The sequence below is a fragment of the Nocardioides marmorisolisilvae genome (assembly GCF_031656915.1).
GTDB classification, from domain to species: Bacteria; Actinomycetota; Actinomycetes; order Propionibacteriales; family Nocardioidaceae; genus Marmoricola; species Marmoricola terrisoli.
In genome coordinates, this window is record NZ_CP134227.1 from 3,963,919 (window position 1) to 3,978,362 (window position 14,444).

Below are 14,444 nucleotides of genomic sequence, written 5' to 3' on the forward strand. Positions count from 1 at the left end.
TCTCGGAGACCCGGTTGTCAGCCTTCCTCGCCCAGCTGCTCCTCACCGCCCTTGTGCTGGCGGTCCCCGCCACAGTCGCCCTCCTCGCCGGGCACGCCGGCCAGCCGCGGATATCGGCCTCGTTGCGCGGCGCGCTGCTCGCGGTAGGCACCGCGCTGGTGGCGCTGATCATCGGGCTCGCGGCGGAGGCGACTCCGACCCGGAGCGTCGCCGTTGCGGTGGTGCTCGCGGTTGCCGTCCTCGTCAACGTGCCGGCGGCTGCGCCCTGGACGTTGCGGGGCCTCGCGGTGTGGTCGCTGACGATCGCTGTCGGCGCGGCCTATCTGGTGTACGTCGCCCACTGGCTCGTGGTGACGCCGCACTCCATCGCGGTCGCGGTCGGGGGCTGGCTGCTGTGGCTGCTGGAGCTGTTCGTCTACGTGCTCGCCCTCGGCTATGTCTGGGAGCTGGTGGACGTGTTGGCGCGCTGGGACTGGCGGCGCACCCAGCGGGCCGAGGCTCGCGTGGAGGAGCTCGCCATCGACGGGGCAGAGGCGCCGGGCCGAGACGCCGGGCCGTTCGTGAGCCTGCACGTCCCCACCCACAATGAGCCGCCCGACCTGGTGATCGCCACCCTGCAGTCGCTACTGGACTTGGACTACGACGACTACGAGGTGCTGCTGCTTGACAACAACACCGACGACGAGGCGCTGTGGCGTCCGGTCGAGGCGTTCTGCGAGGGCCACCGGCGTCTGAGGTTCGTCCACCTGGACGACTGGCCGGGCTATAAGTCGGGCGCGCTGAACTACGGGCTCACGATCACCGACCCGCGCGCCGAGGTGATCGGCGTCGTCGACGCCGACTACCAGGTGCAGCCGGACTTCCTGGCCCGCTGCGCGCCGTTGTTCGCCGACGATCGGCTGGCTTTCATGCAGTCGCCCCAGGACTACCGAGACTGGCAGACCGACCCGTACTTCCGCCGGCTCTACTACTCCTACGCCTACTTCTTCGAGGTCTCCCAGCGCTCGCGCAACGAGCGCAACGGCGCCATCTTCGGCGGAACGATGGGTCTGATCCGTCGATCGGCACTCATCGAGGTCGGCGCCTGGGACGAATGGTGCATCACCGAGGACGCCGAGCTCAGCCTGCGGCTGCTGCGGGCGGGCTGGAACGGCACACACGTGCCTGAGTCCTTCGGCGCCGGCATCATGCCGCTGACCTTCGAGGCGCTCAAGCGGCAGCGGTTCCGCTGGTGCTTCGGTGGGGTGCAGATCCTGCGCATGCACTGGCGCTCATTGCTGCCGTGGGGCCGCGGCGAGAACCGACTCAGCATGTCCCAACGCTGGGCCTACCTGGTCGGCGGCCTGCAGTGGTTCGGGGATCTGGCCAGCCTGGTGTTCACCGCCTTCCTGCTGGTCGGCGCGGTCAGCACTGCGCTCGGCCACGGCGCTGCCCTGCGACAGCTGTCCGGTCCGCTGTTGTTCTGCGTCGTCGGACTGGTGCTGCTCGGTCCGCTGCGTTCGGTCGCGCTGCTGCGTCGTACCGGGGCCACCCGCTGGCGTGACGCCTTCGGTGCGTTCCTGCTCTGGCTCAGCCTCGGCTGGTGTGTGGCCTTCGCCTCCGTGCGCGGCCTGGTCGCACGGGAGGGCGCCTTCCTGCGTACCCCGAAGACCCGTGGCGACGTCGGTTGGCGTGATGCGCTGCGTGGCAACCTGATCGAGACCGCGCTCGCGCTGGTGTGCCTTGTGGGCGTGGCGCTGGGCACGATCGGCGCGGTGGGTGGCCGCCTGGGTGGTGCCGCGGTCGCGGTGCTGCTCCTGGTCCAGGCGGTGGGGTACGCCGCCGCGCCGGCCAACTCACTGGCCGCCGTCCGGGCCGACCTCACCCCCGAGCTGCGCCGTCGCCGCCGGGATGCCCGGTTGTCCTGGACCCGGGTTCGTCCAGGGGTTCGTCGTTGGGGCCTCGGCCCGGTGCTCGTCGCGGCCGTCGCGGTGGCCGCCCTCGTGGTGCTGGCCAATCCGGTCGGGGGACCGCCGGTCTCAGGGCTCGCGCACGAGGCAGTGCCGGACCATCCCGGGCGGGCCCACCCGCGTGCGCCGCACCGCACCCCCACCCCGAGTCCGGTGCCGGGAACGCAGCACCCCACGCCCGTCCCGCTCGCACCCTCCTCCGTCCTGACCACCGCGGCGGCCTCGCCCACGCGCGCGGCCGTGACGAACCGGGCGCGCACCAGCTCTACGCCCCGGCCCACCCGAGCTGCGTCTTCGACCGGCCGACCGAGCAGCCGGCCGACGCAGGCCGCGACGCCGACCGCGAAGCCGACCAGCAAGCCCACCCAGGCCGCGACGCCGACCGCGAAGCCGACCAGCAGGCCGACCCAGGCCGCGACGCCGACCCGGAGGCCGACCCACAGCCCCCGGTCCGTTCGCTGACGGGCAGCCGCCGGCCGGCCGATCCCGGCACCCTAGGATTGGCCGCATGTCTGAGCGACGCGCTGAGCCCGACGACGTGATCACCCGTGCCGAGGTGCGCCATCTCGCCGACCTCGCCCGGATCGAGCTCGACGACGACGAGCTGGACCAGCTGGCGCCGCAGCTGGCGGTGATCCTCGAGTCGGTCGCCTCGATCAGCACCGTCGCGGCCGAGGACATCCCGCCGACGTCGCATGCCATCCCGCTGACCAACGTCTTCCGCGACGACGTCGTGCAGCCGTCCCTGACCGCCGATCAGGCACTCTCCGGTGCACCCGAGCAGGACCAACAGCGATTCTCGGTCCCGCGGATCCTCGGGGAGGAGCAGTGACCACAGCAGTGAGCACGCGGTCGACCGCGGCCGAGATGGCCGCTGCGCTGGCGGCCGGCGAGGTCACCAGCGTTGCCCTGACGCAGGCCCACCTCGACCGGATCGCCGAGGTGGACCCGGCGGTGCACGCGTTCCTGCACGTCGACTCCGACGGTGCCCTGGCCCAGGCGGCCGAGTCGGACGCACGCCGTTCCCGCGGCGAGCCGGCCTCGCCGCTCGACGGCGTCCTGATCGCGGTGAAGGATCTGGTCACCACCGAGGGCGTGCCGACCACGTGCGGGTCGCGGATCCTCGAGGGCTGGGTGCCGCCGTACGACGCCACCGTGGTGACGCGGCTGCGCGCCGCAGGGCTGCCGATCCTCGGAAAGACCAACATGGACGAGTTCGCGATGGGCTCCTCCACCGAGCACTCCGCCTACGGACCGACCCACAACCCGTGGGACCTCGATCGGATCCCGGGCGGCTCGGGCGGTGGCTCCGCGGCAGCGGTGGCCGCGTTCGAGGCACCGCTGGCGATCGGCACCGACACCGGGGGCTCGATCCGCCAGCCCGGAGCGGTCACGGGAACGGTCGGCGTGAAGCCGACGTACGGCGGGGTGAGCCGCTACGGGCTGGTGGCCCTCGCCAACTCGCTCGACCAGGCTGGCCCGGTCACCCGGACGGTGCTCGACAGCGCCCTGCTGCACGAGGTGATCGGCGGCCACGACCCCCGTGACTCCACCAGCATCGACCAGCCGCTCCCGCCGCTGGTCGCGGCGGCCCGCCGTGGTGCCTCGGGCGATCTGACCGGGGTCCGCGTCGGTGTGGTGCGCGAGCTCTCCGGGGACGGCTACCAGGCCGGCGTGCGACAGCGATTCGACGAGGCGGTGCAACTGCTCGTGGGCGCCGGTGCTGAGGTCGTCGAGGTCTCCTGCCCCCACTTCGTGCACGCGCTGGCGGCCTACTACCTGATCCTGCCGGCCGAGGCGTCGTCGAACCTGGCCCGGTTCGATGCGATGCGCTACGGGCTGCGGGTGCTGCCCGACGGCGTGGACGCACCCAGTGCCGAGCAGGTGATGAGGGCAACGCGCGATGCGGGCTTCGGCGCCGAGGTCAAGCGGCGGATCATCCTGGGCACCTATGCGCTGTCCAGCGGCTACTACGACGCGTACTACGGGCAGGCGCAGAAGGTCCGCACGCTGATCAGCCGGGACTTCGACGCGGCCTTCGAGAAGGCCGACGTCCTGGTGTCGCCGACGGCGCCGACGACCGCGTTCCCCATCGGGGAGAAGCTCGACGACCCGCTCGCGATGTACCTCAACGACATCGCCACCATCCCGGCCAACCTGGCCGGCGTCCCGGGGATCTCGGTGCCGGCCGGGCTCGCGCCCGAGGACGGCCTGCCGGTCGGCCTGCAGGTCCTCGCGCCGGCGCTGGCCGACGACCGGGTCTACCGCGTCGGCGCCGCGGCCGAGGCATTGCTGCAGGCGCAGTGGGGCGGACCGCTGCTCGACCGGGCCCCGGCCCTGGAAGGAGCCGCATCGTGACCGACGCCCTGCTCACCCTCGACGAGGCGCTCGAGAGGTACGACCCGGCCATGGGCCTGGAGGTCCACGTCGAGCTGAACACCGCGACGAAGATGTTCTGCGGCTGCCCCACGGAGTTCGGCGCCGAGCCCAACACCCAGACGTGCCCCACCTGCCTGGGCCTGCCCGGGTCGATGCCGGTGGTCAACCGCACCGCTGTGGAGTCCGCGATCCGGATCGGGATGGCACTGAACTGCTCGATCGCCGAGTGGTGCCGCTTCGCCCGGAAGAACTACTTCTACCCGGACATGCCGAAGAACTTCCAGACCTCGCAGTACGACGAGCCGATCGCCTTCGACGGCTGGATGGACGTCGAGCTCTCCGACGGGGAGATCGTCAGGGTGCAGATCGAGCGGGCACACATGGAGGAGGACACCGGCAAGTCGCTGCACGTCGGCGGTGCCACCGGTCGCCTCCAGGGCGCGGACCACTCGCTGGTCGACTACAACCGCGCCGGCATCCCGCTCATCGAGATCGTCACCCGGCCGATCCTGGGCACCCGCGAGCACGCCGCCGAGGTCGCCAAGGCGTACGTCGCGCAGCTGCGCGAGCTGATTGTCGCGCTCGGGGTCTCCGACGCCCGGATGGACCAGGGCTCGATCCGCGCCGACGTGAACCTGTCGTTGGCTCCTCGCGGGTCGGGGGAGCTCGGCACCCGCACGGAGACCAAGAACGTCAACTCGCTGCGCTCCGTCGAGCGCGCGGTGACCTATGAGATCCGTCGTCAGGCCGCGGTGCTCGAGTCGGGCCAGAAGATCCTGCAGGAGACCCGACACTGGCAGGAGGACGCAGGCATCACCATCGCCGGACGCGAGAAGTCCGACGCGGACGACTACCGCTACTTCCCCGAGCCTGACCTGGTGCCGGTCGCTCCGGACGCGGAGTGGCTGCGGGCACTGCGCCAGTCGCTTCCGGAGCACCCACGCGAGCGCCGCAACCGGCTCCAGGCCGCCTGGGGCTTCTCCGACCTCGAGATGCGCGACACCGTCGGTGCCGGCGCGCTGGGCCTGGTCGAGGAGACCATCGAGGCAGGTGCGTCTCCCCAGGTCGCCCGGAAGTGGTGGCTCAGCGAGATGGCCCGCCGCGCCAACGAGACCGGCGCCGACATCGCCGCACTGGGCGTCACCCCGGCCGACGTCGTCTCGGTCCAGGAGCTGATCGACCGCGGCGACATCAACGACAAGCTCGCCCGGCAGGTCTTCGAGGGCCTGTACGCCGGGGAGGGGTCCCCGACCGAGATCGTCGAGCGGCGTGGACTGGCGATCGTCTCCGACGACGGTGCCCTGACTGCGGCGGTCGATCGCGCGATCGGGGCCAACCCCGACGTCGCGCAGAAGATCCGCGACGGCAAGGTGGCGGCCGCCGGCGCGCTGATCGGCGCGGTGATGAAGGACATGCGTGGGCAGGCCGACGCCGGCCGGGTCCGCGAGCTGGTCCTCGAGCGGCTCACCTGACCCTGGCTCGTGCGCCGCGTTTCCGGTGTCACCGGCTGGCACCGGCTGGCACCGGCTCGCACCGCGAACGCGGCACCCTGCCGCGGGAGGACCACTGGTAGCGTGACCGCCACACAACCAACCACGTGTGGGGTTGGGGGAAGCCGGTCGAAGTCCGGCGCTGACCCGCAACCGTAGGCCGTCGATGATGACGGCGAGCCGGAGCACCCGCCTCACGCGTCCTCATCGATCGCTGTCGAGGAAAAGCAGCGGGGGCCGTCCCCGGGTCACCGCTGTGCAGCGGGAAGGACCCCCCATGCGAAAGCCCCTGATCGCGGCGATCACCGCGGTCGTCGTCGCCGCCGGACTCGCCGGCCCTGCCGAGGCGGCCGGCCACGATCCGGTTCCGGCACGCCAGGGCGCTACCTGGCTCTATGGCCAGCTCAACAGCGGGCACCTGATGCACAACGCCCAGTACGACTTCGATGACTACGGCCTGACCGCGGACAGCGGACTGGAGCTCGCGACGCTCGGTCGGCACAAGCAGGCGCTCACCATCGCCAAGGCGCTCGCCCCGCAGGCCGCTACGAAGTGGTACAGGTCCACCTACGGTGGAGTGACCACGACCTACGCGGGCTCGGTGGCAAAGGCAGCTGTCCTTGCGCAGGTCGCCGGTCTGGACCCGCACTCGTACGGCGGTACCGACCTCATCGCGTTGCTCGAGAGCGAGGTCGCGCAGGATGCGCCGATCCGGGGCAGGATGCAGGACCAGAACGACTCCTTCGGCGACGCCAACGTTCTCGGCCAGGCCCTCGCCGCGCGGGCGCTCACGGATGCGCACTCGGCCGATGCCGGGCCGGTGCGCCGGTTCCTCCTCGGGCAGCAGTGCGCGGCCGGATACTTCACGCTGGACTTCAACAAGGACAAGGCGAGCGCGACGCAGACCTGCACTGGTCGCGGTGCGGCCCCGGACACCGACGCCACGTCGTACGTCGTGATCCAGCTGCAGGGCATGGGCCACCGGAGCGCCGCGGTCAGCTCCGCGATCGACAAGGCCCAGGCCTGGCTGAAGCGCAAGCAGAAGACCAGTGGTGCCTGGGGCGGCGGGACCTCGACCACAGCGGCGAACGCCAACAGCACCGGGCTGGCCACGTGGGCCCTCGGCAGTGGCGCCGCAGCGCACCGAGGCGCTGTGTGGTTGCGCAAGCACCAGGTCCGAGATGCTGCTGGTTGCCACACCAGGCTCAGCGCGAGCCGTGGAGCGGTCGCCTATGACACGTCGACGATGCGAGCGGGTCTCAAGGCGGGCATCACCGTGGCCACTCGGGACCAGTGGCGGCGGACCACGACCCAGGCGCTGATCGGGCTCACCCTGCTGCCTCGTGCGTCCAAGGACATCAGCGTCGCCCCCGCGAAGACCCGCGTCCGCGCGGGCAGGCGGGTCCGGGTCCACGTCCGGCACGCGGCGCCGTACTCCATGGTCTGTGTGCGGATCGGTAAGCACCGCAAGGCCGCGTCGGTCGGCGTGCGTGGACGGACCACGGTGAAGGTCAAGGTGCCGGCCGGGAAGCGACACCGCGCTGTGACGGTCGTCGACTCCGACGGACGAGAGGCTCGAGCGTCACTGCGAGTGACCCGATGAGTCGCTGGATCGGCGTACTGGCGCTGGTGGTCGCGGCGCTCGGCATCGCGCCTCCGGCCGCGAACGCCGCGTCGGGCTACTGCACCGGCGCGGGGGTGAACGCGGTGGTCGACTTCGGTGCGCTCGGCGGAGGGCTGCAGAAGTACTGCGACCCCGGCGGCGACGGGAAGTCCGCCTCCGCGGTCTATCACGACCTGGGCATCCCGCTCGACCGGGTGCAGCGCTACCCGGGCGCCGTGTGCCGGGTCGAGCACCAGCCATCCTCGGCGTCGTGCGCGGACATGCCACCCACCGACGCCTACTGGGGGCTGTTCTCCTCGAATGGCTCGGGGTGGAGCTACAGCTCGGTCGGCGTCGACTCGATCACGATGCACGATGGCGACACGGTGGCGTTCGCCTGGCAGAGCACCGCCAGCCATACCAACCCGCACACGGCTCCCGCGGCCCGACGTACGGCGTCACCGACCCCGAGTCCGGCGCCGGCTCCGACCGCGAGCAGCGCGCCACGCCACCACGACGCGCACCCGTCCGACCGGACCACGAGCCCCGCTCCCACGGAGTCCTCGACCGCCGCGACCGCGTCTCCCAGCCCGTCCGCCAGCCCGTCCACGACGGCGAGCAAGCGGCCCCGGCGCCTCTCGGCCGCAGCACCCGTCGTCGCGCGTGCGATCAGCCCCCACGGGTCCGCCTGCACGGGCAGCGGCGTTGATGTCGTGGTCGACTTCCACCAGCTCGGAGGCGGGGTGCTGCTCGGGTGCGCTCAGGGCGCCCACGTCGCGTGGGACGCCTTCGGCAAGGCCGGAGTGAGGCTGACCGAGCTCAGCAAGTTCGCCGGCGGGATCTGTCGGGTCGACGGCCTGCCTGCGAAGGCGTCCTGCGCCTCGATGCCGCCCGCCGACGCCTATTGGTCCCTCTACGTGGCCCAGGGCAGGAAGTGGGGCTACGCATCCAAGGGTGCCAAGCAGCTGAAGGTCGCGAACGGCGACGTGGTGGCGCTGTCCTGGCAGGGAGGCAAGAAGCCGGCGCCGCCGCGGGTCGGCCCGACCGGCCTGCCCACTCGGGCGGCGCCCTCCGCCAGTGCGACCCCGGTCGCGGCGCCGGCGTCGTCGTCGGAGAACCAGGACCCCGGAGGCACCCCGTGGTGGGTACCGGTGGTCGTCATCGTGGTGCTGGGCGGCGGCGCCGGTGCCGCCGTGTGGCGGCGCCGAATGACGCAGGGCTGACGGCGGGGGAGCGGCGACGACGGTGAGCAGCCGGAGGGACCTGCACCCGGGCGCCTGGTGGATCTGGGCGCTGGGGCTTGCCGTCGCCGCGACCCTGACCACCAACCCATTCCTGCTGTTGCTGGTGGTGGCGGTGGCCGGACTCGTGGTCGCGATGCGCCGCTCGGACCACAGCTGGTCGCTGTCCTTCCGGCTCTATCTGGGCCTTGGCGTGGTGATCGTGCTGATCCGGGTCGGCTTCCGGATCCTGCTCGGCAGCGGGTACGACGGTCACGTGCTCCTCGATCTGCCTGCGATCCCGCTGCCGCACTGGGTCGCGGGCATCCGGCTGCTCGGGCCGCTCACCCGCGAGTCGCTGCTCGCCGGCCTGTACGACGGGCTGCGGCTGGCCGCTCTGGTGATCTGTATCGGGGCGGCCAACGCGCTCGCGAACCCCAAGCGGCTGCTCAAGTCGATGCCGCCCGCGCTCTACGAGATCGGCACCTCGGTGGTGGTGGCGGTGGCGCTGCTGCCCCAGCTGGCCGACAGCCTTCGCCGGGTCCGTGCCGCTCGCCGGCTGCGCGGTGCCGAGGGCGGCCGATTGCGCCGGTTCCGCGGCGTGGTGATCCCCGTTCTCGAGGATGCGCTGGAGCGGTCGATCGCGCTGGCCGCCGGGATGGACGCGCGCGGCTACGGCCGGTCGGGCGGCCTGGGGCGCGGTCGACGGTGGTGGACGGGCACGCTGATGCTGGCCGGGCTGGTGGGCATCTGCGTCGGCACCTACGCACTGCTGGACCAGACTGCGCCACGGTGGCTGTCGACGCCGATGATGGCGGCCGGGCTGCTGCTCGCGGCCGGAGGGTTCATCTCGGCGGGCAGCCGGGTCCGCCGGACCCGCTACCGGGCCGATCACTGGCGCCTGCCCGAGCTGGCGGTGGCGGCCTCCGGGATCGCGGTGGCGATCGGCATCCACGTGCTCGGTCGCGATCCCCTGTTGCTGGAGCCGGACGTCACCGGCTGGCCGTCGGTCACGGTTGCGGCGCTGTGCGTCGTACTCGTCGGGCTGCTGCCGGCGGTGGTCGCGCCCCCTCCGGCGCTGGGCAATCGCGACTCCGTCGGGACACTCGGGTCCGCGCCCGTCGAGGACGTGGCGGCATGACGCCACTGGTCGAGCTGCGCGGGGTCACCGTCGGGTACGACGGCACCACCGTGCTGCGCGATGTCGACCTGAGCGTGGACGAAGGCGAGCTGGTCGTGGTCGCGGGGCGCACCGGGGTGGGCAAGTCGACCCTGCTCGGCGTCTTCAACGGGCTCGTCCCGGCCTTCACCGGTGGCCGGCTCAGCGGAGACGTCCTCCTCGACGGCGAGAGCGTGGCGCACCGGCCGCCGCGCGAGCGCGCCCACCTCGTCGGGTACGTCGGCCAGGACCCGTCCAGCGGCTTCGTCACCGACACGGTCGAGGAGGAGCTCGCCTACGGGATGGAGCAGCTGGGCCTCGACCAGGCCACCATGCGACGCCGAGTGGAGGAGACCCTCGACCTGCTCGGCATCGTCGACCTGCGCGGGCGGGACCTGCGGACGCTGTCCGGCGGCCAGCAGCAGCGGGTGGCGGTCGGCTCGGTGCTCACCATGCACCCGCGGCTGCTGGTCCTCGACGAACCGACCTCCGCACTGGACCCCACAGCCGCGGAGGAGGTGCTGGCCACCCTGACCCGCCTGGTGCACGACGTCGGGCTGAGCGTGGTCCTCGCCGAGCACCGGCTGGAGAGGGTGGTGCCGTTCGCCGACCGGATGGCGCTGCTCACCGGGACCGGCACCCTGCAGACCGGCCCACCGGCCGCGGTCCTCGCCGACTCCCCGGTCGCGCCACCGATCGTCGAGCTGGGCCGACGGCTCGGCTGGGACCCCCTGCCGCTGTCGGTCCGGGACGCGCGCCGTGCCGCCCGCCACTCCGCCGAGGCGGCGCAGCTTTGCAAGGAGAACCCGCCGAGGCGGCGTGAATGTGCAGCAGGGGACGGCGCACCGAGCGTGCTCGCCGCGCGTGGCGTGCGGGTGAGGTACGGCGCTCGGGTGGCGGTCGCGGGGGTGGACGTCGACCTGACCGGCGGGACCGTGACGGCGCTGATGGGCCGCAACGGATCCGGCAAGTCATCGTTGTTGTGGGCGCTCCAGGGCAGCGGACGGCGGGACGGCGGCCGTGTGTTGGTGCAGGGCCGCGACACCGCCAAGGTGTCCGCGGCGACCCGCAACGGCCTGGTCGGGCTGGTCCCGCAGACCGCGGCCGACCTGCTCTACCTGGAGTCGGTCGCGCAGGAGTGTGCCGCTGCCGACCGCTCCGCGGGGGCGCCCGGCGCGTCCCGCAGGCTGCTGGAACGGCTGGCCCCGGGAGTCGATCCTGCGTCGCATCCGCGTGACCTCTCCGAGGGGCAGCGGCTCGCGCTGGTCCTCGCGATCGTCCTGGTCGGCGAGCCTGCGGTCGTCGCGCTCGACGAGCCCACCCGCGGGCTGGACTATCCCGGAAAGCGTGCGCTGGCCGAGATCCTGCGCCAGCTCGCCGGCGACGGTCGTGCCGTCGTCCTGGCCACCCACGACGTCGAGTTCGTCGCCGAGGTCGCCGACCGGGTGGTCGTGCTGGCCGATGGCGAGGTGGTCTCCTCGGGCCCGACCGAGCGGGTCGTGGCCGAGTCGCCGGCCTTCGCACCGCAGGTGCACAAGATCCTCGGCGACGGATGGCTGACGGTCGACCAGGTCGCCGCCGCTCAGGCATCGGCAGGCAGGTCCGTCGATCCGGACCCGGCTGGCGAGGGCGCGCGGTGAACGCCGTACCCCTGCGACCACGGTCCGCAGCCGTGCTGGGCGTCGCATCGCTGGCCGGGCTGATGATGTTCTGCTGGCCGCTGCTGCTGCACGTGCAGCACCCGCACGACGAGGTCCAGCCGCCGTTCCTGTTCCTGGCGCTGCTCCCGGTGCTGATCGTGGTGGTGCTCGCGGAGTTCAGCGAGGGCGGCATGGACGCGAAGGTGCTCGCCCTGCTCGGCGTGCTCACCGCGATCAATGCGGTGCTGCGCGGACTCTCCGCCGGCACCGGCGGGATCGAGCTGGTGTTCTTCCTGCTGATCCTCGGGGGGCGGGTCTTCGGCGCTGGCTTCGGCTTCGCCCTGGGGTGTACGTCGTTGTTCGCGTCCGCCCTGCTCACCGGCGGCGTGGGTCCGTGGCTGCCCTACCAGATGCTCGCCTCGGCCTGGGTCGGGATGGCCGCTGGGCTGCTGCCGCGACGTGCCTCCGGCAGGGTGGAGATCGCGGTCCTGGTGCTGTACGGCGTGCTCGCTGCGTTCGCCTACGGGCTGCTGCTCAACCTGTCGAGCTGGCCGTTCACCCTCGGCATCGACGTCCCCGGACACACCGGCTCGCTCTCGTTCGTGCCGGGTGCGCCGTTGTGGGACAACCTCCACCGCTTCGTGGTCTACACGTTGCTGACCTCGACCGGGAGTTTCGACGCCGGTCGGGCGGTCACCAACGCCGTGGCGATCGTGCTGCTGGGCCCTGCCGTGCTCACCACGCTGCGTCGGGCCGCGCGGCGCGCCACCGTGACGGTTTCGCCGGCGCCGGCGCGGGGCTGAGGTCGGCGCCGGGGGCGGCGAACCGCAGTGCGGTTCAGGGCTGCACCAGCAGGATCCGGTCGTCGCCGGGGCGCGGCGCTCCGCGCCCGTCCCGGTTGGACGTGGTCACCCAGAGCTTCCCGTCCGGGGCGGTCACCACCGTGCGCATCCGGCCGTAGGAGCCGACGAAGTAGTCCTTCGGGTCGCCGATCCTTGTGCCGCGAACGGGCACTCGCCACAGCCGTTCGCCATGCAGCGCACCGAGCCACAGCGAGCCGGCGTCGTAGGCGAGTCCGGACGGTGAGGCCTGGTCGGTGTGCCACACCGCGACCGGATTGCGGAAGCGGCTGAGCGTGCTCCGCCCCTCGACGGTCGGCCAGCCGTAGTTCGCGCCCCTGACGATCAGGTTCAGCTCGTCCCAGGTCTGATCGCCGAACTCCGAGGCCCACAGGTGTCCTCCGGGGCTCCACGCGAGACCCTGCACGTTGCGATGCCCGAGCGTCCACACGGATGATCCCGGGTGTGGGTCACCCGGTGCGGGCCGACCCGACTGGGTGATCCGCAGGATCTTCCCGCCGAGCGAGTGCGGGTCCTGGGCCAGGGCGCGGTCACCGGTCTCGCCGGTAGACGCGTAGAGGTAGCCGTCCGGGCCGAACGCGAGCCGTCCGCCGTCGTGGATCACGCCCCGGGGGATCCCGGTGAGGATGGCACGCGGGGGGCCGAGCCGTCCGCCGTCGTACGTCGCCCGCAGGATGCGGTTGTCATGGTCGCTGCTGACATAGAAGAACACTCGGTGATCACGGGAGTACGACGGCGACACGGCAACTCCGAGCAGTCCCGCCTCCCCGCCCGGTTGGTCGGACTCACCGATGTGGCCGACGGTGGCGCTCCGCCACCGGCCGTGGCGTTCGTCCGAGTGCGGCGGGCTGAGGTGCAGCACCCGGCCGCTGTCGCGCTCGGTCACCAGGGCGGAGCCGTCGGGCAGGAACGCGATGCCCCACGGCACGACGAGGCCGGTCGCGATCGTGCCGATGATGCGAGGCGGCCCTGCCCGGTCGACCGCGGTGGAGGCCGTGGTCGGTGATGACTGCGTGGGTTGGGGACTGGCCGTCCGCGGCGGCTCGGTGGATCCGGGGTGGGTGCTGCCGCCGCACCCGGTCAGCCCGACCACCAGGAATGCGACGGCGAGGACGGTCGGCGCGGACCTCATCGGTCCAGCGTAGGCGAGGTGGTCAGCCGACGCGGTCCAGCAGGTCGAGCAGCAGGTCGTGGACCTCCGCCGGTCGCTCCATCGCCACGAAGTGGGTGCCCTTGAGCTCGACGTACACCGCGCCCTCGATCCGGTCGGCGGCGGTGCGCATGTCGGCGGAGGACGCGAGCACGTCGTACCTCCCCGCGACGAACGTCGTCGGCACGCGGACGTTGCGCAGCGAGACCCGCACGTGCTTGGCGGTGGCGAGCGCCAGATGCATGTACCAGTCGATCGGCGTGGTGAGGAACTCCTTGACCGCACGCCGGGTCATCGCGAGGTCGGGGGTGGGCAGCATGAACCCCGAGTGGGTGATGACCTCGCCCGTGACGGGGCCGACCGGCAGGTTGCGGGCCACCACCGACAAGGGCTTGCCGGCCAGCTTCATCGCACGCGCGGCGTTCACCGTGATCAGCGGGCGCAGGGGACGGGGAACGAACATCGGGGCCAGCATCGACGAGAACGTGCCGCCGGGCACTCCGGCGACCGCGAACAGCCCGGTCACGCGTTCGGGGTGGAGGTAGGCAAGCTCGAAGGCGGTGTTCACCCCCATCGACCAGCCCATCAACGGGCAGGCGTCGATCCCAGCGTCGTCCATCACGGCGAGGGCGTCCTCGACGAAGGCGTCGATGCCGCAGCGAGCGGGATCCGCGGGGCAGTCCGAGCCGCCGACACCTCGGTGGTTCCAGGAGATCACGCGCACGCCGCACTGCGGATCCAGCAGCGCCGGCCAGGTGTAGGGGCTGGTGCCGAGCCCGTTGCACAGCAGCACCGTGGGCGTGGTGGGGGAGGCCGCCCTGGTGCCGTCGAGGTCGTTCGTCCACGCGCGCAGCCGGGTGCCGTCGGCGCTGGTGACGTCGTAGAAGCGGACGAGGTCATCGGGCGCTGGATCGGGTACGACGCTCAGGGCGGCTCGGGGCATGGGCGTCAGTGTGCCCGAAACCCCAGTCCTTGCGCGGGATTCGTGGCCGAT

The 14,444-nt window shown here is 72.2% G+C and carries 11 protein-coding genes and 1 riboswitch; of the genes, 9 read left to right on the forward strand and 2 right to left on the reverse strand.

Annotation, left to right across the window (positions count from 1 at the left end; genetic code table 11):
• The first annotated feature begins 14 nt into the window (after positions 1–14).
• The 9 genes from Q9R13_RS18980 to Q9R13_RS19020 all read left to right on the forward strand — a co-directional run bounded on the left by Q9R13_RS18980 (position 15) and on the right by Q9R13_RS19020 (position 12,243).
• Positions 15–2,411 carry a glycosyltransferase family 2 protein gene (locus Q9R13_RS18980; protein WP_310962739.1) on the forward strand — a complete coding sequence of 799 codons (2,397 nt, stop codon included), beginning with the start codon at positions 15–17 and terminating at the stop codon, positions 2,409–2,411.
• Between the two features lie 46 nt (positions 2,412–2,457).
• Complete coding sequence (gatC, locus tag Q9R13_RS18985) at positions 2,458–2,781, forward strand: Asp-tRNA(Asn)/Glu-tRNA(Gln) amidotransferase subunit GatC (protein ID WP_310962740.1); 324 nt, start codon at positions 2,458–2,460, stop codon at positions 2,779–2,781.
• A 35-nt stretch (positions 2,782–2,816) separates the two neighbouring features.
• Positions 2,817–4,307: an Asp-tRNA(Asn)/Glu-tRNA(Gln) amidotransferase subunit GatA gene (gatA, locus tag Q9R13_RS18990; RefSeq protein ID WP_310965125.1), complete on the forward strand. Its 1,491-nt coding sequence runs from the start codon at positions 2,817–2,819 to the stop codon at positions 4,305–4,307.
• Positions 4,304–5,800: an Asp-tRNA(Asn)/Glu-tRNA(Gln) amidotransferase subunit GatB gene (gatB, locus tag Q9R13_RS18995; protein WP_458295155.1), complete on the forward strand. Its 1,497-nt coding sequence runs from the start codon at positions 4,304–4,306 to the stop codon at positions 5,798–5,800. Before gatA ends, gatB begins: the two co-directional genes overlap by 4 nt.
• A 113-nt stretch (positions 5,801–5,913) precedes the next feature.
• Positions 5,914–6,029: riboswitch (cobalamin riboswitch) on the forward strand.
• A gap of 66 nt (positions 6,030–6,095) precedes the next feature.
• Positions 6,096–7,421, forward strand: coding sequence for a prenyltransferase/squalene oxidase repeat-containing protein (locus tag Q9R13_RS19000; RefSeq protein WP_310962741.1), 1,326 nt, complete (start codon positions 6,096–6,098; stop codon positions 7,419–7,421).
• Positions 7,418–8,644 (forward strand): hypothetical protein, encoded by a 1,227-nt coding sequence (locus Q9R13_RS19005; RefSeq protein WP_310962742.1) that lies wholly within the window; start codon positions 7,418–7,420, stop codon positions 8,642–8,644. Before Q9R13_RS19000 ends, Q9R13_RS19005 begins: the two co-directional genes overlap by 4 nt.
• A gap of 22 nt (positions 8,645–8,666) precedes the next feature.
• Positions 8,667–9,782: a CbiQ family ECF transporter T component gene (locus Q9R13_RS19010; RefSeq protein ID WP_310962743.1), complete on the forward strand. Its 1,116-nt coding sequence runs from the start codon at positions 8,667–8,669 to the stop codon at positions 9,780–9,782.
• Positions 9,779–11,440, forward strand: coding sequence for an ABC transporter ATP-binding protein (locus tag Q9R13_RS19015; protein WP_310962744.1), 1,662 nt, complete (start codon positions 9,779–9,781; stop codon positions 11,438–11,440). Before Q9R13_RS19010 ends, Q9R13_RS19015 begins: the two co-directional genes overlap by 4 nt.
• Positions 11,437–12,243, forward strand: coding sequence for an ECF transporter S component (locus Q9R13_RS19020; RefSeq protein WP_310962745.1), 807 nt, complete (start codon positions 11,437–11,439; stop codon positions 12,241–12,243). Before Q9R13_RS19015 ends, Q9R13_RS19020 begins: the two co-directional genes overlap by 4 nt.
• A gap of 34 nt (positions 12,244–12,277) precedes the next feature.
• On the opposite strand, the gene Q9R13_RS19025 is transcribed toward Q9R13_RS19020, so the two are convergent.
• On the reverse strand, positions 12,278–13,432 hold the full coding sequence (locus Q9R13_RS19025) for a PQQ-dependent sugar dehydrogenase (RefSeq protein ID WP_310962746.1): 1,155 nt from the start codon (positions 13,430–13,432) through the stop codon (positions 12,278–12,280).
• Positions 13,433–13,454: 22 nt separating this feature from the next.
• The gene (locus Q9R13_RS19030) at positions 13,455–14,393 is read right to left on the reverse strand and encodes an alpha/beta fold hydrolase (protein WP_310962747.1); all 939 of its coding nucleotides are present in this window, start codon (positions 14,391–14,393) and stop codon (positions 13,455–13,457) included.
• Positions 14,394–14,444: the final 51 nt, after the last annotated feature.

Coding starts and splice junctions, on each gene's coding strand:
- gatA (WP_310965125.1), top strand. CDS start 2,817: ATGGCCGCTGCGCTGGCGGCCGGCGAGGTCACCAGCGTTGCCCTGACG.
- Q9R13_RS19000 (WP_310962741.1), top strand. CDS start 6,096: ATGCGAAAGCCCCTGATCGCGGCGATCACCGCGGTCGTCGTCGCCGCC.
- Q9R13_RS19005 (WP_310962742.1), top strand. CDS start 7,418: ATGAGTCGCTGGATCGGCGTACTGGCGCTGGTGGTCGCGGCGCTCGGC.
- gatC (WP_310962740.1), top strand. CDS start 2,458: ATGTCTGAGCGACGCGCTGAGCCCGACGACGTGATCACCCGTGCCGAG.
- Q9R13_RS19025 (WP_310962746.1), bottom strand. CDS start 13,432: ATGAGGTCCGCGCCGACCGTCCTCGCCGTCGCATTCCTGGTGGTCGGG.
- Q9R13_RS19015 (WP_310962744.1), top strand. CDS start 9,779: ATGACGCCACTGGTCGAGCTGCGCGGGGTCACCGTCGGGTACGACGGC.
- Q9R13_RS19030 (WP_310962747.1), bottom strand. CDS start 14,393: ATGCCCCGAGCCGCCCTGAGCGTCGTACCCGATCCAGCGCCCGATGAC.